Source organism: Nitrosospira briensis C-128, assembly GCF_000619905.2.
Lineage (GTDB): Bacteria > Pseudomonadota > Gammaproteobacteria > Burkholderiales > Nitrosomonadaceae > Nitrosospira > Nitrosospira briensis.
Window position 1 is genome coordinate 2,061,939 of the sequence record NZ_CP012371.1, and the last position, 19,537, is coordinate 2,081,475.

The following is a 19,537-nucleotide window of genomic DNA, read 5'->3' on the forward strand; positions in this document are numbered from 1 at the left end:
AGCGTTATAGCGAACGTTCGATTGCTGCTGCAACCGAACGCATCCAGCTCGCCGTAAATATCCGGTTCAATTATTGCTGCACCAGCAAATGCTCTTTGAGTGGGCCGTCCGCATCCAGCTCATCATCCGACGTATAAAGGCGCATCTGGGATTTGGAAGGCAATAGAAACTCATGCTCCTTGGCCGTCGCGCGCCAGCCATGGGAACCCGCTATTTCTTTAGGATCAAAAGATTTCTTCACATACTTCTGGATTGCATGTTCAAGGCTCAGCACGATGTAATGTTTCAGCTTGAAGTCCACCGGGTAGGGATGTATCCCTGCGAATTGAACCACATGCCCACCGGTATCGCGCAGATTCACCGATGGTGTCGTCCGGTGGTTTCGCGCCAACTCGCTTAAAAAAGCCTTGGCGCCGGGCCAGCACCGGCTCTGTTTTTTCCAGGCATTTAATCGATGCGGGTGGCGCTGGGCAAAAGGATAATACCAGCGCATCGTTTCCTGAAATTCCGCATTATCGTGATCGGGCGACTCACGCACGGGCAGAAAGGTATATTCCATAAAATTCACGGCGTTGTAGCCTTTCTGGTCCACTTCCGCGATGGCTTCTGCCAGGGTGTGGGCCGAGGTTGGCGCAACCCGGATTTCATCCGGATCCGCATGCATTAGCCAGTCGGCTTCAATCTCATCCGCCAGCTCCTCCTTGCGCATGAGGATTTTCTGCCACTGATACATGCCGTGGCGGGGGATTCGCTCGATACCGATCAGGTTGCGGCCAAGGTACTCACGGGCGATGTCCAGCGTTTTGTCCGTGGAGTCATTATCCAGCAGATAGACTTCTATCCCCTGTTGAAGGTAGTGCTCGAGGCAAGCGCGGATAAATTTCTGCTCGTTGTAACTGGCTAGTATGGCGACGATTTTCATTATAGATGCGATGTCCTGGGCTTGTCCGTGCAGGTCAAGCCGTTCTTTGCAGCGGGCCGATGTGTAATTGATGAAGGCTGGTTAATCAAGTTTTCATATATTATCTGCGGTCATCACGCTTACTGAGGGATAACGGAAGGCAATCTTGATTACTAAAGTGCGGTGCTCGAAATTAAAAAAACTGCCCAGCCCGACAGTTTAATTCGCGAACATTTAGCGCTATACCGTATGGAATAAGCCCCCTTTTCATCCATCATAGGTTACATGGAACGTTCGGTCGCTCCTATTATTCCTCTTGACATTGTGTAAGCGGCGAACGCTTGCCTCAAGACTCATGCAGGGTATCCTCAACAGTTTATCAAATTTCCCCAATGATATATCGATCCATTGTCCTTCATGATAAGCTCAGTCCGCATCCTTAATTTTTTATAATAGGTAACGTTGGGTGCGTCAAATAGGTTCTCGCCTGATAGTCGACCTAGCGCCCGTGTCGTGAGAAGCGCGGGCTTGGTATGTAGCGCTCAATTCCCATGGTTTGCCGCTGCTGGAAGTGGAGTTTCTGTGTTGCGCCATAATCCGGCCAACGCGGTTACACGAATATAAAATTGATCGAAGGGCTCATTGCATACACTTTCAATAAACTAGCAGGATCGACAAGTGAAATGAAGATCGCTAACAAATTCAAACATATCGCGTATTCCACCGCGAGGCTCCTCGGTTATGAAGTAGTGCCCAGTTGGCGGTTCGAAACGCTGGGCTTTACGACACTATTAACCGACTTGTTCCAACGCAACAAGATTAACTACGTATTGGATGTTGGGGCCAATACAGGACAATACGTTCGATTTTTGCGGCAGTTTGCGGGATATGAAGGACGCGTAATTTCTTTCGAACCCGTTTCTCATTGCTACCAATCCCTTATAAAAAAAGCTGAGTTGGACCCGCTGTGGGATACACGTCAATTTGCTTTAGGGAAGGAAAACTCAACGCAGAAAATAAACGTGATGAAATCAGATCAGTTTTCATCATTTCTCCAACCAACCCATAAGTTCATTGACGGACTGCAAGACCTCAACGTGATAGATCATACGGAGGAAATAATCGTAAAATCATTGGATGAAGTGTTGTCCGAGATGAAAATAGATGGCGTTAAGGAGGCGATTTATTTAAAGCTCGACACGCAAGGCTATGATATGCAAGTCATTGCAGGCGCAAAAAATTCTCTGCAAAATATTTGCGCGCTCCAAACTGAGGTTTCGGTACTCAATATTTATGAGGGAATGCCATCTATAGAGCAGGTCATCGTAGAAATGCGCAACCTGGAATTCGATCTCGTCGGCATGTTCCCCGTTAACCATGATCGAAATTTAAGAGTAATCGAATATGACGCAGTGTTCATTAACCGTAGGCGAATGAATGGTCCAGTCAGTCCATAACCTCTATGGCTAGGATTATCGATTCCTTTGCAAATTTAGGGCGCGGTTGAGCAGCAGTTCTTTCCCCCGTGTTCTCGCTTACCAAGCCCAACAGGCTTATACCTACTTTACCGCTTGGTGCATCAAGCCGGCTAGCTTTGCCACTATTCTGCTTCGATCATACCTGCACTCAGCGACCGACCGTACCGTAAGCCCAAGTATCCGTGCCATTTCGTAATCTTTAAGTAGATCAGTACAGGCATTGGCAAAATCCTCGGCGGAATCTCGCAAAATAATTTCCTTTCCATCAATTAAATCGATTCCTTCAGCACCTATGCATGTTGACACAACTGGACGCCCGTAAGCTGCAGCTTCCATGATCTTCACCCTGGTTCCGCCTCCTGTCAGAATCGGACATATTACGATACGGGCTCGTCGATAGAGTTCGTCCAGGTCTTCTACAAATCCAGGAAACGTTACCTGCGGCGGCGGATGCGCAAAATGCCGTATTGCCTCAACCCGATGTCCGGCAAAGATAGCTTCGGCGCTAGGGCAACCAGCAGATATTATGGGCCATACCTTGTCTAGAAAGAACTCTGCACCTAGTCGGTTGGGTGAATATTCATAGTTTCCCAACATGACGATTCTAGGCTCCTGCGAGGGGCTCGTGGCTACTGGCAGCGTCACCGCATTGGGAATCGTCATGATATTTCCGACGGGACAAAGTCGCATGAGTTTATCCCGGTCAAGATCAGAGCAAACAAGAGTTGCGAACGATAATTTAATTGCGTTACGTTCCCCCCATAAAAGCGCAGGCAACTGTAAGTAGGCAAGATTCTTGCGCCACCAGTGCGGAGGTTGCGATAAGTGACGTAGCATCGCGACATGCTCGATGTCATCGATATCGAAGAACACCGGTGGCAAAATTTGTCTCGTCAGCATTAACGGCGTCATACATTGAAGCCGGTGGATGAAGACGATGTCTGGATTGCGCGCAAGGCAATCATCCACAGCAGCAATCTGAGCCGTGCCTGAAAATTCGCTGTAACCCGGTAGTCGAAAGAAACTACTGGCTGATTTGAGATATCGGTCAAAGCGCTCGGTATTTCTCGGCGGTTCGCGCCGACAAAATGATGCGCGAACGTCCACCTCCCAACGTTCGGACAAATCGCGCTCGACTGCTCGAACTTGGTTTTCCGCGATATTGTCATCTTGGTGGCGCAAAAAAAACAGAGCTTCGATCGTCGAGCAATTTTGTTTGATCGCATCGATCATTATCGTTAATCGTCGATATAACCCGCTTTGGGTAGCGCCCGGCCTCGTCGGCTGCCATGCGGAGACGAGTAGCGCCTTGCTAATCGCGGTCACCGAGGTGATCCGCCACCCACTTTAGCGGCGCGCCATGTTTTTATGTGTGACAGCATTTTGATTAATTCCGTCGACAGAGGCGACTTAAGTAACCAAATTAACCCTATCCAGATAAGACCCGTCACTGCAACCACTGCCACCATATGGGGAAAAAAAACAAATGGTGAGCTGTTCAAGGTTAGAACCGCAATGAGTGAGGGAACGGCTGTCGCGCAGGTTAGCATGATATTTTTGATATAAATGCGCGCGAACGCCTTAAAATTTATATTGAAGGCACGCTGACCAATAATTTGATAAATGCAAAGCTGAACCAAGTTGACCGCCGCCGTCGCTACGGCAACCCAAATCAGGCCATATGGGGCTGAAATCAATACCGATATAACCATTAGCACCTGGATAGCGAGAATGATTCGAAAGGAACTGCGGATGCGGCCAGTGGATATCAAAACCTGATCCACCAGCACCGTCGTATAAACGAACATGGCCCCGAGGCAGAGGATGCGCAACACGGGCACCGATTCCAGCCATTGCTCGCCAAATAAGATTCGTATCACCGGCTCAGACAGTACAGCGAGCGTCGCAAAGAAAGGCCAGGCAACCGCGGTAATGCAGTCTACCAAAAATAGATACTGGTCCTTATCTATGGCCTCGTCGCGATGCTGTTTTGAAAAGTGGGGTAATATGACGCCCCACAGTCCTTCCAAAAATGCTTTATTGAAAATATTAATTGTGCCCAATGCGCGACTATATAAGCCCACCGCGCTCATGTCCAATAGTTTTCCGAGTATCCAGTCCGGTGCGGTCTGCCCAGCATGGGTGATGAGCTGTCGAGGGCCGGCATAGCGGCAAAAAGCGAAAACGTGGGGTATCTCGCGAAAGCCTGGCAGCAGCAACATGCCCGGCGGGCGATATACGAGGGTGAAAATGACGCTGGTCAAGGTGCCGGCAATGGCGCTCCAGACGAGACTACGGTAGGCTTCGCCAGCGAGAGCGGCAAGTATGCCAACCACCGCCGAAGCAACCGTGCTAGCGACCTGAATCACCATCGTATGGTGAAACCGCATTTCACGCCGGATGTGAGCAAACGTAATCGCACCGATCGGCACTAGCAGGAAGTTGATGCACAACAGGCCGATAACTTCGCGAATGCCCTCGCTGTTGTAAAAGTTGCCTATTGGCGTTCGGGCAAAATACAGGATAAGGGCTATACTCCAGCCGAATAATAAGTTCAGGGTAAAGGCTGCCCGGATACGATTGGGCGTCAAATCCTTTTCCTGCACAACATATTCGTTGATGCCAAACTCTCGCAGCAAATGGCCCAGCCCCACAAACACTGCCGCGACAGTGTAAATGCCGATGTCGGCCGGCGTAAGCAAGCGCGCCATTACGATGCTCGTCCCGAAATGAATGACGAGCGTCACATATTTGTTCAGGTATGAATAAGCCAGTGATACTCTAAAACTAGCCACGGCTTTGTCTATTGTTTGGTTGTGGGGGTGGCACTGAGGGTTTTCTACGACCGGTGCCTGGTGGGAAATCGCCTACGCTGCATCATACCGAACTCGCTGTCAAAAAGGAGACAAAGTATATGCGTGGCCTGCCATATAATATTAATTATCGACCTGACCCCTATTACGGCCAACCACCCGACGTCCTTTAGAGGTTATGGCAAGCCTCTTCCAATCCCGTCAAAAGAACCTTCCTGGCATGGCAGACAATCCAATCGTTTCCGTCATTATTCCCACTTATAACTGCGAGGCGTATATCGCAGAGACGCTTGATAGCGTGCTCAGCCAGACGCTCGGCAACCTGGAATTAATCGTGGTCGACGATGGCTCCACGGATCGCACTTGTGAAATCGTCGTTTCCCATGGTTCGCGTGTTCGTCTCCTGACACAAGCCAACTCGGGCGTATGTGCAGCCCGGAATTACGGAATTCGGGAGGCGGTGGGGCGATACATTTGCTTGATGGATCACGATGACTATTGGTTTCCCGACAAGCTTGCGCTTCAGCTGGAGCAGATGGAAGGCCATCCGGAAGTCGGATTGGTCTACAGCGCGTTTATCTGGTGGCATCCGGATGAAAAAGGAGTATTTCCCGATCCTGCCAGTTTTGAACGGGCATCATTCCCACTCGGCATCGATGAGGAATTTTCTGGCTGGATATATCATCTTCTTTTGCTGGATTGCTGGATTTTGACCAGCGCGGCGTTAATACGCGCGGAAGTGTTCGATAAATGTGGGGCATACGACGAATCTCTTCCTTATAGCGAGGATTGGGATCTGTGGCTGCGTATTTGCAGGGAGTATCCCGTTATCAAGCTGAATCAGCCGTTAACCCTGTATCGTCAGCACCCGAAACAGGGAAACCGCATGGCGAGGACTATCGACTACCGGACTGAGCTGTTAGGTGATGCAGCCACGAAATGGGGCTTATGCAGCCGTGACGGCCGTTGTATTACCAAACGCCAGTTCACGCAGAATATTGCCCTCTACCAGAGGGAGTTTGGCCTTTGGCATCTGGCGTCGGGCAACCTGAAGACGGCTAATCATTCTTTACTGCAGGCTTGGCTGAAGCATCCTATCAATTTGAAAACGCTTGCATATGTTCCTGCAGGTTTACTGGGGTGGCGGCCGAAGTGGTGAGCCTAAGTGAGCTAAGGGTGAGTATCGGTTAGGTTAATACCGGTGAGTAAAAAACTCCGCGATGCCGCGCACGGGCGGTGCTGATAATGGCGACTGCAAGGCAATTTTCAATACTTGCGCAATACTTTCTCTATCAGCCAGAAAGGCTTGACGAGCAACCAGCTCCAGGAAGTATAAATCCGGAAAAACTTGATCCTGTAGTCTGCATGTTCCTGATTGAGATTACGGATCTGTTCAAGTAATTCCACATTCCATTTTTTCTGATAAGCCATGAAATCCGCCGCGATTTTATCGATCTGCTCGTAATGGCCATTATTCTCAATGGCCATTACGGTGAAGATACGGTGCAACTCATGTGCCATCGATGATAATCCCTCATACGCATGCTTCGGCGCCGCATCGGCCTGATGGTGGCGCAGGCCGGGGGAGACGAAACCGTTAATGTTTTCTTTTGCTTCTCTTACGGTTATCGGGAAGACAAGATTTGCCTCCCGCTCTATTCTTGACAATACCTCGACAGGATTCTTTACAACCTGATCAAAATCGACAAAAATCCTTGGCAACCCCCTTGAATGAAACTCGGCGGATAGCGAGTGGCTCAACCATAAAACCAGCGCTTTTTCCTTGGAAAACCCATCTCGTTTTTGTAAGGACGCAACCACCTCGAAGGGATTCCTGTTCATGCAGATAAAAATTGGCTTGGCCTGCCGGGCTTCAAGGATGGGAATCCATAAGGGCAGCAGCCGGCACATCCGCGGGTCCTTCAGCGCCCAGGCATAAGCGTCCGAAAAATCCCGTCTCACCAGCTTGTCCAATCGGGTAACAAATGGCTGAATCGCTTGATCCTCCCACCATTTGTCGCGCAAAGGCAACAAATCATCCCACTGCGTGCCCAGGTTCAATAGTAATTCATCGTGGGTATCGACAATATCTTCATGTTCCCAGAATCCTTTTTCGTTAACACCTTTCTGGGGCGCATACAGGCGCTTCCCCATCTTGACGCCAACCTGGCTCAGCAACCCCGTCAGCAGCGAAGTACCGCTACGATGCATGCCTAAAATGATCAATGCGTTGTTCTCTTTCACTCAAGTCCTCTGTTCATATACGCTTGTCCCTTGTCCGCACAGCATTTCATCCATATCACGTCTTATGCACATAACGGCGACCCTGCCGAAACGGTTTAGCCTGAATCTGCTCCCCACAGCAAGCTTGCAAAGAAGGTGAGGTTCACGGCACAAAAAATCCCTTTCAGCTATCTGCTTAAGTTGCCAACGAACTGAAAAATGAGCGGGCAACTAATGGATTCAGGTTTAAGCATTGTAGTCCAACTGGCGGTAGTCGCACCAAAGGGGAATCAAAGGGGATTTATCAAAGAGGATTTATCAAAGAGGCGGAAAGGGTCTAAAATCAGATTGTGTGAGCAGCAGCTTGCTGCCATAATTATTTCAGCTTTTCGATGGTAAACCTCGGTCCTTGTGTTTAATCCGTGAATAGAGGGATCAGGTCAAGGGTTCGTCAGAAGCACGGATAATTTTCAGAAACTTTCATGGCGAGAAGCTTCCGCATCAAGTAATTCCCCATCCGATATCGCCTTTGCCGCACCAGAATTTGGAGGCAGGAATTTATCAGTAGAAACATTTTCTCCATCAATTCAAGTCCAAGGGCGAGTCGATCGGTTGAATAAATCAAAGATTACGATCCTTGAGCCGTTAATGAACGGGCGCAGCTATGATTCTGGACAGCCGGAAACGGAGAGTTGCAGGTTGACAACATGAATAACAATACAGTGTGGCATAGCGCCACGATAACCCGTGCTCTCCGAGAGCGGTTGAATGTGCACCATTCGGCGGTGCTGTGGTTCACCGGCCTTTCCGGTTCGGGTAAATCCACATTGGCTCATGCGGTGGAGGAAAAGCTTTACCAGTTGGGCTGCCGCACTTTTGTCCTGGATGGCGATAACGTACGCCAGGGTTTATGTTCGGATCTCGGTTTTTCGGTACAGGATCGATCCGAGAACATCCGCCGCATAGGCGAGGCGGCAAAACTGCTGGTCGAATCCGGCGTAATCGCAATGACTGCTTTTATTTCGCCGTTTCGGGCCGATCGTCAACGGGCGCGGAGCATTTTTCCGCATGGCGATTTCATCGAAATTTTTTGTGAGGCCAGCTTGGAAGTGTGTGAGCAGCGTGATGTGAAAGGCCTCTACAATCGCGCCCGAACAGGTGAAGTAAAGGAATTTACAGGGATTTCATCGCCGTATGAGGCCCCACTCAATCCGGAACTTGCAGTCAAAACGGGTGAATTGCCGCTTGAAGATTGCGTTGCGCAGGTGATTGAATACCTGAAGCAGCGGAATGTCTTCAGGGAGAACCTGAACGGCAAGGACGGAAATAGATTTCAAGCCGGACGGAGCAGAGTCGTTAGCGGTACCGCTGATTGACGATTGGCGGATACGCGATCGCATGTCTTTGGATCAGGTCATCATGGGCGTAATCGTTTCTTCCGAACCACCCCTTCTTTTCCTTGCATCATAAAAAGATGCGAACAGTTTAAGGTCTTGTCATGCAAACATGAGAGACATTCTCGTTACCCTGATCGTTTTCGGTTTTCTGCCCACTATCTTCAAAAAGCCGCACAGGGGGGCATTGATGTGGGTGTGGATCAGCGTCATGAATCCTCATACTCAGGGATGGGGGTTTGCGACCTCCTTTCCCTTTGCCGCTATCATTGGCGGCGTCACGTTGGTAACGCTCGTATTTACGAGGGAACCGAAAAATCTGCCGAAAACGTCGCTGACGTGGATCTTCATTGCTTTCGTATTTTGGATGAATGTGAGCACGGTATTTTCAATTTATCCCGAGGATGCGTTTATCCAGTGGAACAAGGTGATGAAGATCATGCTGATGACTTTTGTCGTCATCATGCTGATCAGGACAAAAGACCATATCAACTGGCTCATCTGGATAATTGTGATCTCGCTCGGCTATTACGGTGTCAAGGGGGGTATTTTCACGGTAATAGGCGGAGGGGTGGACATGGTCCTGGGACCGGAAGGCACCTTTATCGGGGGAAATAACGAAATCGCCTTGGCGCTTATCATGACTATTCCCCTTATGCACTATTTGCAGACGATTTCCCCCAAGCCATGGGTGCGCCACAGCCTGACGGCGGCAATGATGCTTTGCGCACTTGCCGCGCTCGGTTCATATTCACGTGGGGCCTTGCTGGCGATTGCGGCGATGGTCGCTTTTCTGTGGCTTAAAAGCCAGCACAAAGTGCGGATGGGCGCGCTGTTTATGCTCGCTATTCCGCCAGCGCTCGCATTCATGCCTGCCCAGTGGACGGAAAGGATGGATACCATTAACGATTACGAGGAGGATGGGTCCGTCCAGGGCCGTTTCAATGCCTGGTGGATGGCATACAACCTGGCCAAGGACTACCCGTTGACCGGCGGCGGTTTTGAGATTATCACGCCTGAACTGTTCTGGGCTTATGCGCCTAATCCCCAAGACCTGCATGCTGCCCACAGCATTTATTTTCAGGCCCTGGGTGAGCATGGTTTTGTCGGCCTGGGGCTATATCTCCTGCTGGGGTTCTATACCTGGCGGACGGGTTCCTGGATCATTCGCAATACTAAAAAGCTTGAGGAATTCAAGTGGGCCTCAAGCCTGGCAACCATGATTCAGGTGTCGGTTATCGGCTTTGCGGTAGGTGGAACATTTCTTAGCCTGCTTTATTTCGATGTGCCGTATTACCTCATGGGCGCCATGATAACCATGCGTGTTCTGGTGGAAAAAGAACTCAAGCAGAGAGCATTGTCCGTGACAGGTAAGAAAGGTACGGGCTCGTCACGACAACTGGGTACTTTGGAACCATCATCCCCGCAACCCATTACCCGGGACTCAAGCTAGGGCATGCAAGCTAAAGATATGTATATCGGTAGGGATATTCTCCTGTAAATTCCCTGCCTCAGCATTACAGCATTTCGCCCATGCCGGCGCATGAATCTGATTACGCTGCAAATCACCCGAACCCTATGCAACCTCGAATCTTACTGCCGAGCCGCGCGCTCCTGCACTTGTTTTCTCCCGGCGGCGCGCGTAATCGTTTGTCGATACTGATCTATCATCGTGTATTGCCTCGGCGGGACCCGTTATTTCCGGAAGAAGGTCATGCGGAAGACTTTGACCAGCACATGGAACAGCTTGCGGGTTGCTTCAGGATAATGCCGCTCTTGGATGCAATACAAGGCCTGCGCCGTGGGAAGTTGCCGCCGCGCGCCGCCTGCATCACCTTTGACGACGGCTACGCCGACAATGCGGAAGTCGCCTTGCCGATTTTGAAAAAACATGGCATTTCGGCTACTTTTTTTGTGGCGGCCAGTTTTCTCGATGGCGGCAGGATGTGGAACGACACAGTCATCGAATTGATCCGCCATGCAACCGCAGGTATAATTGATCTCAGCAGTTTGGGGTTGGGGCAATTCGAGATTGGAACTATTCCCCAGCGTCGTCAAGCCATTGAGTATCTGTTGGGTGAGCTCAAGTATTTGCCTCTCGAGACAAGGCAATCGAAAGTAGAGGCGATGGGCTCACTCATTCCCCTCACTCCCGGTTCCAGCAGCAATCTCATGATGACCTCGGATCAGGTCAGGGTTCTGCACGAGGCAGGGATGGAAATTGGCGGGCATACCGCTAGCCATCCCATTCTCGCAAAGATGGAGAATGGCGCAGCTTCTGCCGACATTGCTTATGGCAAGGAAATACTTGAAGGCATCATTCGCGCGCCGGTACGGCTTTTCGCTTACCCAAACGGAAAGCCGGGGCAGGATTATTTGCCCGATCATGTCAGGATGGTCAGGCGTTTGGGCTTCGATGCAGCGGTTTCAACCGCTCATGGCGCAGCACGGATGGACAGCGATTTATACCAGCTCCCGCGGTTTACCCCATGGGGTCGGGGGCCGGTGCGTTTAACCCTTCGGATGGTTCAAAATATGCTCAGGACCGTAGAAACGGTTTAGCGGCATTCACATAAGCTCATCTGCATTTCATATCCCGAGTTCGGTATTGCTTCATTAATCCTTGTTTCCCGGAACGAATCAGGCCTTGGCGGCAGGAGTCATCTTCAGAATACGAGTCTGATAAGCAATCTGTTCCAGGACTTGGCCAATAACTTTTAACGGTATCCTCATTACTTATGGAAAGACCAATTACAGGATTCGGCCTGGACAGCGAAGGCGACCCGATAGCGCTCCTCAATTGCGGCCATGCGCAGCATGTACGGCATAATCCGCCATTTATCAATCGCCCGTGGGTTATTTCCGAGGAAGGCCGTAACGGCATGATCGGAAAAATGCTCAACTGCGTTCGGTGCGATAAGTTCGAGATGCCCGATGGCTTTGTTCCGTACAAGCGGACACCTGTATTTACGGAGGAATCGGTTCCCGCCGCGTTGACGAAAGACCATTCCACAAAAACCGGTACTTGGGCAAAAATAACGATTCTGGAAGGAAAGCTGCGATATTGCGTGGCCGCGCTGGGCGCAGACACGGAATTATCCACGGACAACGTCGGAATCGTTGTGCCGGAGGTTCCGCATCATGTGGAACCTCTGGGCGCTGTACGTTTCTTCGTGGAATTTTATCGCGCACCGGATAAGGATGCGTAAAATCCGGGCGTTCTTGCTCATAAAACCATCCGCAGTCAATGGAGAATGATTCATACTCCTCACTTGTCCTTGCGGCTGCTTTATAGCCATGAGCGCATGCTGGGCGTAGCTCTGCGCCTCAAAATCTCACGCGTATTACCTACTCCCAGGGTGGTTTTAATTGACTGTCGTGCTCAAGAAGTTTAGAATCCGCGTGTTTTGAAATCAGCCAACGTCGGGTTCCACAATCCGACATGGGCTAAAAAAACCCGAAGAGGGCGCCGGCTGGAACGAAAATCAGGTCTTCCGAAAACAGAATGGCAGTTCGCCTGGCTTCACGCTAGCCGATTGCCTCTGACAGACGCCAGAAAACAATGCCTTTGATACGAAACGAGCCAGTGCGCATTGTCATGCGCTGGCAATTGATCGTCACCATGGCGATGGTGCTGGGTCTTGGCTTTTTGTGGGGATTTCACGGTGCCGCTTCCGCATTGTTGGGGGGCGCGGTCAGCCTGGTGTCCGCGGCTGCTTTTTCAGCAATCGTTTCGCGGTACAACGGTTCTACCGCAACGGGTGTATTGATAACGGCGCTAAAAGCAGAGGCGGTAAAGGTTATCGTCATGATTATCCTGCTTTGGCTGGTACTGACGCTTTACAAGGATGTTGTCGCGGCCGGGTTTATCGGAACATTTGCACTGACGGTCCTGATTTTCGGAATGGCGTTGTTTGTAAGGGACGACGCAAAGGTTGCCCGAATTAAATAGTTTGAATAGGCAAAAAATGGCATCGGACAAGGAACTCACCCCAACCTCATACATGGATCACCATCTAACGAACCTGACCAGTTCGGTAGGTGAAGGCTCGTTCTGGACGCTGCACGTGGACACGCTCGTGATGTCGTCGCTGATCGGTATCATCAGCTTCGGCTTCCTGTGGTGGGTGGTGCGCGGCGCGACTTCCGGCGTTCCCGGCAAACGTCAGGCGTTTGTCGAGTTGGCCATCGAGTTCGTCGATAATCAGGTGAAGAGCACTTTTCACGGCGACCGGCATGCGTTCGTGGCACCCGCGGCGCTTACCGTGTTTGTCTGGGTGTTCATGATGAGCGCCCTGGACTTTTTGCCGATCGATATCATGGCTTCGATCTATGAGCTATTGGGGCTGCACAACTGGCGCAGCGTTCCGACTGCCGATGTGAACACCACATTTGCGCTGGCGCTTTCCGTCTGGCTGTTGATGATTTTTTTCAACATAAAGGTCAAAGGGCTGGGCGGCTGGATACATGAGCTGGTCTGCACCCCCTTCGGCAAGAATCCCATGTTGTGGCCGGTCAACCTGCTGTTCAACTTGGTTGAATACGTTTCCAAGCCGCTTTCCCATTCCCTGCGTCTATACGGAAATATTTACGCCGGCGAAATTATATTTCTGCTGCTCGGCATGTGGGCTGCCACCGGTTTGGCCGGTACGCTATTCGGCACGGTGCTTGGTGCGGGATGGGCGATTTTCCATATTTTGATCGTTACGCTGCAAGCATTTATCTTCATGATGCTGACGGTCGTTTATCTTTCCATGGCGCACGAGTCCCACTGATTCAGCTTCACACCCGCTTTCCAGATTACTATTTACTACCACGAAGAGAGGAAAAACGAGATGGACAATTTGCAATACTTGGCGATGATTCAGGCCTACACGGGCATTGGTATCGGCCTGATGATCGGCCTCGGCGCAGCCGGCGCCTGTATCGGTATCGGTATCATGTGCAGCAGCTTCCTTGAAGGCGCTGCGCGTCAGCCTGAAATGATTCCGACACTGCAAGGCAAAGTGTTCCTGTTGCTCGGATTGATCGACGCCTCGTTCATTATCGGTGTTGGTCTGGCCATGCTCTTTGCATTCGGTAATCCATTGCTGGCCGTCATCAAGTAATAATGCCTGCTCCCGGTACCATTATCAGAGACTAGCCATGAATATCAACTTGACGCTTCTTTCCCAGGCGATGGCGTTCGCCATTTTTATCTGGTTCACAGTTAAATTTGTCTGGCCGCCGTTGATGCGCGCAATCGAAAACCGGCAGAAGACTATCGCCGACGGGTTGGCTGCAGGCGAGCGAGGCAAGAACGAACTTGAATTGGCCAGCCATCGTTCCGCCGATGTGGTGAGGGACGCCAAGCAGCGGGCGGCCGAAATCATTGCCCAGGCGGAAAAACGCGCTTCCGAGATTGTCGAAGAAGCGAAGTCAGCGGCGAAAGATGAAGGCGGCCGCATCCTCACCGGTGCCAAGGCCGAGGTCGAGCAGGAAGTGTTTCGCGCAAGGGAAACGTTGCGGCAGAATGTGGCGGACCTGGCTTTGGCCGGTGCGGCTAAAATTTTGCGCCGCGAGGTAGACGCCAAAACGCACGCAGACTTGCTCGCATCCATCAAAGCGGAGCTCTAAGCGATGGCCGAAGCGCGCACGATCGCACGGCCTTACGCTGAAGCCGTTTTCAAGCTGGCAAAAACCGGTGGCACACTACCCGCCTGGTCGGAAATGTTGCAGCTTCTAGCAACAATAGCGGTAGATGAGCGGATTCAGGCGCTTATCGGTAATCCGAAGGTTCCGGCTAAGCGATTGGGGGAGTTGCTTCTCGGCATATGTGGCGACAAGCTCACCGATGAAGGCCGTAATTTTGTTTTGCTGCTTGCGGAAAACGGCAGAATCGAAGTATTGCCGGAAGTGAGCGAAATGTTCGAACAACTCAAGACCCGTCATGATGGGGTATTGGACGCGAAAGTGACTTCCGCGTTTGCCATGAGCGATGCGCAATTGAAAGATCTGGTGGCCGACCTCGAAGCCAGGTTCAAGCGCAAGATAGAAGCCAAAGTAAGCATCGATCCGGAATTGATAGGCGGGGTGAAGGTTGAAATCGGCGACGAAGTGCTTGACGCTTCCGTGCGAGCTAAACTGGAAGCCATGGCTGTTGCACTTAAAAGCTAGGAGTTATTTGAAATGCAGTTGAATCCATCCGAAATCAGTGAGCTGATTAGAAGCAGAATTGAAGGGCTCCCCGCTTCCGCGGAAGTTCGCACGCAAGGAACCGTTGTCTCGGTGACAGACGGGATCGTGCGTGTCCACGGCCTCGCGGACGTGATGCAGGGCGAAATGCTGGAATTTCCCGGCAATACCTTCGGTCTGGCGCTCAATCTCGAGCGCGACTCCGTGGGCGCGGTAATCATGGGTGAATACGAGCACATCACTGAAGGCGATATCGTCAAGTGTACCAGTCGTATCCTTGAGGTACCGGTGGGCGAGGAGTTGATAGGCCGGGTAGTGAACGCGCTGGGGCAGCCAATCGACGGCAAAGGCCCGATAAACACGAAACACTCTGAGCCGATTGAAAAAATCGCGCCCGGCGTCATCTGGCGTCAGTCGGTTAACCAGCCCGTGCAAACCGGCCTTAAATCCATTGATTCCATGGTTCCCGTTGGGCGGGGACAGCGTGAATTGATCATTGGCGACCGCCAGACAGGCAAGACCGCTGTGGCGATAGATGCGATCATAAATCAGAAGGGCGAGAATATGACTTGCATCTACGTTGCGATTGGACAGAAGGCCTCGTCCATCAACAACGTCGTTCGCAAGCTGGAAGAACACGGTGCAATGGAATATACCATCGTGGTGGCGGCCACCGCGTCGGAATCGGCAGCAATGCAGTTCATTGCGCCTTACTCCGGTTGTACCATGGGCGAATATTTCCGCGACTCCGGTAGAGACGCACTCATCATTTATGACGATCTGACGAAACAGGCATGGGCCTATCGCCAGATATCGCTACTGCTGCGGCGTCCGCCCGGACGAGAAGCCTATCCCGGCGATGTGTTTTATCTGCACTCGCGCCTGCTGGAACGCGCGGCGCGGGTAAGCGCGGCCTGGGTGGAAAAAGCCACTAACGGCGAAGTCAAAGGGAAGACCGGTTCACTTACGGCACTTCCGGTGATCGAGACTCAGGCAGGCGACGTAACCGCTTTCGTTCCCACTAACGTTATTTCGATTACCGACGGTCAGATTTTTCTGGAAACCGATTTGTTCAACGCGGGTATTCGCCCTGCTATCAATGCCGGCGTTTCGGTGTCGCGCGTCGGCGGCGCGGCGCAGACAAAAGTTATTAAGAAGCTGGGAGGGGGGGTGCGTCTCGCCCTGGCGCAGTATCGCGAACTTGCGGCATTTGCGCAGTTTGCTTCCGATCTCGACGAGGCCACCCGCAAGCAACTGGAACGCGGCAAGATGGTGACCGAATTGATGAAGCAGCCACAATACGCCACCTTGAGCGTGTCGGAGATGGCGCTCACGCTGTTCGCCGTCACCAAGGGATATCTGGACGATGTTGAAGTCAAGCGTGCCCTGGCGTTCGAATCGGCGCTGAAAGGTTTTATCCGCAGCAAGTATGGCGCCATCCTGGAAAAGATAGAAACCACCAAGGATATGAACGCGGAGACCGAGAAGGCGCTTGACGCCGCGATTCAGGACTTCAAGAAAAACGGAACATACTAACCCATGGCCGGCAGCAGAGAAATACGCAACAAGATCAAAAGCGTAAAGAATACGCAGAAGATCACGCGCGCCATGGAAATGGTGGCAGCCTCCAAAATGCGCAAGGCGCAGGAGCGCATGAAAAAGGCGCGTCCATATGGCGAAAAAATCCGTAACGTAGCCGCGCACATGAGCCGGGCCTATACCGAGTATCGCCACCCATTCCTGATAGACCGTGATACGGTGAAACGGATCGGTATCGTCGTCGTTACGTCCGACAAGGGATTGTGCGGCGGGCTCAACACGAACGTGTTGCGCATGGCGATAGGTAAAATGAAAGCGTGGGAAGCGGAAGGCGAACAGATCGAAGCGTGCTGTATCGGCAACAAGGGTTTCGGATTCATGAACCGGTTGGGCGCAAACGTCATTTCGCACGTCGTAGGCTTGGGCGATGCGCCCGACCTCGAGAAACTGATCGGGGCGATAAAAATCCTGCTGGATGGCTATACCCAGGATCGTTTCGACCGCGTGTATATTTTTTATACGCGCTTCATCAATACGATGAAGCAGGAGCCGGTAATGGAACAATTGCTTCCGCTTTCCGATGAACAGCTCAAGGCGGGCGACGGTCCAACGGGACAGCGAGGCGTATGGGATTACATATACGAACCTGAAGCCAAGCCTGTTATCGACGACATCATGGTGCGGTACGTCGAGGCCCTCATTTATCAGGCGCTGACGGAAAACATGGCATCCGAACAGTCCGCGCGAATGGTGGCGATGAAGGCCGCGTCGGACAATGCCGGCAGCGTCATAAATGAATTGACGCTGATATACAACAAATCGCGCCAGGCCGCCATTACCAAGGAATTGTCGGAAATCGTCGGTGGCGCGGCAGCGGTTTAATATTTTGATTTAGCATTTTAGGGAACAACATGAGCCAGGGAAAAATTGTTCAGTGTATCGGGGCGGTGGTCGACGTCGAGTTTGCGCGCGAAGAACTGCCCAAAGTGTATGACGCACTCGTGCTTGAGGGAACTGAGTTAACGCTCGAAGTACAGCAGCAGTTGGGAGATGGCGTGGTGCGCACGATTGCGCTGGGGTCTTCGGATGGACTGCGCCGTGGCATGATGGTAACGAACACCCGCGAACAGATCAAGGTTCCTGTCGGCACCAAGACCCTGGGCAGGATCATGGACGTTCTCGGCAGGCCCATAGACGAAATGGGTGATATCGGCGCCGAAAAGACCATGTCGATTCATCGGAAAGCGCCTGCATTCGACGAGCTCTCCGCATCTACCGAATTGCTGGAAACTGGTATCAAGGTTATCGATCTGGTCTGCCCCTTCGCCAAAGGCGGAAAAGTAGGGCTGTTTGGTGGCGCGGGCGTAGGCAAGACGGTCAACATGATGGAGTTGATCCGTAACATCGCCGTCGAGCACAGCGGTTTTTCCGTATTCGCGGGTGTCGGCGAACGGACTCGCGAAGGCAACGATTTCTACCACGAAATGAAAGACTCGAACGTGCTGGACAAGGTGGCGCTGGTGTACGGGCAAATGAATGAGCCGCCCGGAAACCGGTTGCGCGTGGCGCTGACTGGCCTGACCATGGCGGAATATTTCCGTGACGAAGGGCGCGACGTGCTGCTTTTCGTGGACAATATCTACCGTTTCACCCTGGCGGGGACTGAAGTATCGGCTTTGCTGGGGCGGATGCCTTCCGCGGTGGGTTACCAGCCGACGCTGGCCGAGGAAATGGGGCGGCTGCAGGAGCGCATCACATCCACCAAATCCGGTTCCATCACATCGATTCAGGCTGTGTATGTCCCGGCGGACGATTTGACCGATCCATCCCCCGCGACGACCTTTGGTCACCTGGATGCAACCGTAGTGCTGTCGCGCGACATCGCCTCGCTGGGCATTTATCCAGCGGTGGACCCGCTTGACTCCTCATCGCGGCAGCTCGATCCGCTCGTGGTTGGCGAAGAACACTACAATACCGCGCGCGACGTGCAGCAAACCCTGCAGCGCTACAAGGAATTGCGCGACATTATCGCCATTCTTGGAATGGATGAGCTTTCGCCCGAAGACAAACTGGCGGTGGCCCGGGCGCGCAAGATTCAGCGTTTTCTTTCGCAGCCCTTTAACGTGGCCGAGGTATTTACCGGCTCACCCGGAAAATATGTATCGCTGAAGGAAACCATCAAAGGTTTCAAAGGCATTGTTGCCGGCGAATACGATCACTTGCCGGAGCAGGCGTTTTACATGGTTGGCGGAATAGACGAAGCCGTCGAAAAAGCCAAGACGTTACAATAGAAAAGATATTCATGAATCCGGTGTTCTCTGTGTGAATGATAACGAGATCAGCCAATCAATGTTGAATGGAAGCTAAAATGGGTGTATTTCACGTTGATATTGTCAGCGCCGAGGAATCGATTTACTCCGGCCCCGCCGAGTTTCTGGTGGCGCCGGCAGAGGCGGGGGAAGTGGGGATTTATCCGCAACACACACCGATGCTGACAAGAATCAAGCCGGGGTCGGTACGCATCAAGGCGCCTCTGCAAGATGAGGAACTGGTCTATGTTTCCGGCGGCATGCTCGAAGTTCAGCCGGACGTGGTAACCATTCTTGCCGACACTGCTGTGCGGGGCGCCGATCTCGACGAACTGAAGGCGATCGATGCCAAGAAACGGGCAGAGGAAGCCATGAGAGATCGATCTTCCGCGATGGACTATGCGCGGGCACAAGCCGAGCTAGCCGAAGCGATCGCGCAATTGGCCACCATTCAGAGACTGCGAAAAAGCGGGCACTGATAAGCGGGATTCCAGACAAAAAAAGGGCGGCGACAACCGCCTTTTTTTATGCCTGGAATAAGCCGCACGGTGACAAGCAGCCTGCAAAACAAAACGCACGTACAACGCCAGGCTTGCCAAGCGTAACACCAGGCATGGCCCGAACCTGATGTTCAGCTAAGCAGTAGATGGATTCTGATCCCATGATGTGATAAATTAGCCTTCCAAAGTTATTGGCACGACGTTAT

General features: G+C 51.9%; 19 protein-coding genes. 15 read left to right on the plus strand and 4 right to left on the minus strand.

The window, feature by feature from the left end; translation table 11 throughout:
- Positions 1 to 70: 70 nt before the first annotated feature.
- On the minus strand, positions 71 to 922 hold the full coding sequence (locus tag F822_RS09380) for a glycosyltransferase family 2 protein (protein ID WP_025040897.1): 852 nt from the start codon (positions 920 to 922) through the stop codon (positions 71 to 73).
- 662 nt (positions 923 to 1,584) lie between these two features.
- On the opposite strand from F822_RS09380, the gene F822_RS09385 reads away from it, so the two are divergent.
- Entirely contained in the window at positions 1,585 to 2,358 is a 774-nt protein-coding gene (locus F822_RS09385) for an FkbM family methyltransferase (protein WP_025040896.1), read from the plus strand.
- A gap of 102 nt (positions 2,359 to 2,460) precedes the next feature.
- Here F822_RS09385 and F822_RS09390 read toward each other — a convergent pair whose 3' ends face one another.
- Both F822_RS09390 and F822_RS09395 read right to left on the minus strand, forming a co-directional pair.
- The gene (locus F822_RS09390; RefSeq protein ID WP_051536663.1) at positions 2,461 to 3,612 is read right to left on the minus strand and encodes a glycosyltransferase; all 1,152 of its coding nucleotides are present in this window, start codon (positions 3,610 to 3,612) and stop codon (positions 2,461 to 2,463) included.
- Positions 3,613 to 3,701: 89 nt separating this feature from the next.
- A complete protein-coding gene (locus F822_RS09395) occupies positions 3,702 to 5,174 on the minus strand; it encodes a lipopolysaccharide biosynthesis protein (protein ID WP_197272809.1) in 1,473 nt (490 codons plus the stop codon).
- 238 nt (positions 5,175 to 5,412) lie between these two features.
- On the opposite strand from F822_RS09395, the gene F822_RS09400 reads away from it, so the two are divergent.
- Entirely contained in the window at positions 5,413 to 6,351 is a 939-nt protein-coding gene (locus tag F822_RS09400; RefSeq protein WP_025040893.1) for a glycosyltransferase family 2 protein, read from the plus strand.
- 107 nt (positions 6,352 to 6,458) lie between these two features.
- Here the strand turns inward: F822_RS09400 and F822_RS09405 are convergent, their stop codons facing one another.
- Positions 6,459 to 7,436 (minus strand): sulfotransferase family protein, encoded by a 978-nt coding sequence (locus tag F822_RS09405; RefSeq protein ID WP_025040892.1) that lies wholly within the window; start codon positions 7,434 to 7,436, stop codon positions 6,459 to 6,461.
- 686 nt (positions 7,437 to 8,122) lie between these two features.
- On the opposite strand from F822_RS09405, the gene cysC reads away from it, so the two are divergent.
- The 13 genes from cysC (at position 8,123) to F822_RS09470 (ending at position 19,310) form a co-directional block, all read left to right on the plus strand.
- A complete protein-coding gene (gene cysC, locus F822_RS09410; RefSeq protein WP_025040891.1) occupies positions 8,123 to 8,791 on the plus strand; it encodes an adenylyl-sulfate kinase in 669 nt (222 codons plus the stop codon).
- 130 nt (positions 8,792 to 8,921) lie between these two features.
- A complete protein-coding gene (locus F822_RS09415) occupies positions 8,922 to 10,262 on the plus strand; it encodes a putative O-glycosylation ligase, exosortase A system-associated (RefSeq protein ID WP_025040890.1) in 1,341 nt (446 codons plus the stop codon).
- A gap of 125 nt (positions 10,263 to 10,387) precedes the next feature.
- Positions 10,388 to 11,371, plus strand: coding sequence for a polysaccharide deacetylase family protein (locus F822_RS09420; protein ID WP_036575721.1), 984 nt, complete (start codon positions 10,388 to 10,390; stop codon positions 11,369 to 11,371).
- Between the two features lie 176 nt (positions 11,372 to 11,547).
- The gene (locus F822_RS09425) at positions 11,548 to 12,018 is read left to right on the plus strand and encodes a DUF3565 domain-containing protein (protein ID WP_025040888.1); all 471 of its coding nucleotides are present in this window, start codon (positions 11,548 to 11,550) and stop codon (positions 12,016 to 12,018) included.
- A 353-nt stretch (positions 12,019 to 12,371) separates the two neighbouring features.
- The gene (locus F822_RS09430) at positions 12,372 to 12,761 is read left to right on the plus strand and encodes an ATP synthase subunit I (protein WP_025040887.1); all 390 of its coding nucleotides are present in this window, start codon (positions 12,372 to 12,374) and stop codon (positions 12,759 to 12,761) included.
- Between the two features lie 16 nt (positions 12,762 to 12,777).
- Positions 12,778 to 13,584 carry a F0F1 ATP synthase subunit A gene (gene atpB, locus F822_RS09435; RefSeq protein WP_025040886.1) on the plus strand — a complete coding sequence of 269 codons (807 nt, stop codon included), beginning with the start codon at positions 12,778 to 12,780 and terminating at the stop codon, positions 13,582 to 13,584.
- A 60-nt stretch (positions 13,585 to 13,644) separates the two neighbouring features.
- Positions 13,645 to 13,917, plus strand: a complete 273-nt coding sequence (atpE, locus tag F822_RS09440; RefSeq protein ID WP_004180856.1) for a F0F1 ATP synthase subunit C — start codon at positions 13,645 to 13,647, stop codon at positions 13,915 to 13,917.
- Between the two features lie 37 nt (positions 13,918 to 13,954).
- Positions 13,955 to 14,425: a F0F1 ATP synthase subunit B gene (locus F822_RS09445; protein ID WP_025040885.1), complete on the plus strand. Its 471-nt coding sequence runs from the start codon at positions 13,955 to 13,957 to the stop codon at positions 14,423 to 14,425.
- A gap of 3 nt (positions 14,426 to 14,428) precedes the next feature.
- Complete coding sequence (locus F822_RS09450; protein WP_025040884.1) at positions 14,429 to 14,965, plus strand: F0F1 ATP synthase subunit delta; 537 nt, start codon at positions 14,429 to 14,431, stop codon at positions 14,963 to 14,965.
- A 12-nt stretch (positions 14,966 to 14,977) separates the two neighbouring features.
- Positions 14,978 to 16,519, plus strand: coding sequence for a F0F1 ATP synthase subunit alpha (gene atpA, locus F822_RS09455; protein ID WP_025040883.1), 1,542 nt, complete (start codon positions 14,978 to 14,980; stop codon positions 16,517 to 16,519).
- A 3-nt stretch (positions 16,520 to 16,522) separates the two neighbouring features.
- Positions 16,523 to 17,404, plus strand: a complete 882-nt coding sequence (atpG, locus tag F822_RS09460) for a F0F1 ATP synthase subunit gamma (RefSeq protein WP_025040882.1) — start codon at positions 16,523 to 16,525, stop codon at positions 17,402 to 17,404.
- A gap of 29 nt (positions 17,405 to 17,433) precedes the next feature.
- Positions 17,434 to 18,813, plus strand: coding sequence for a F0F1 ATP synthase subunit beta (atpD, locus tag F822_RS09465; protein WP_025040881.1), 1,380 nt, complete (start codon positions 17,434 to 17,436; stop codon positions 18,811 to 18,813).
- A 77-nt stretch (positions 18,814 to 18,890) separates the two neighbouring features.
- The gene (locus tag F822_RS09470) at positions 18,891 to 19,310 is read left to right on the plus strand and encodes a F0F1 ATP synthase subunit epsilon (RefSeq protein WP_025040880.1); all 420 of its coding nucleotides are present in this window, start codon (positions 18,891 to 18,893) and stop codon (positions 19,308 to 19,310) included.
- Positions 19,311 to 19,537: the final 227 nt, after the last annotated feature.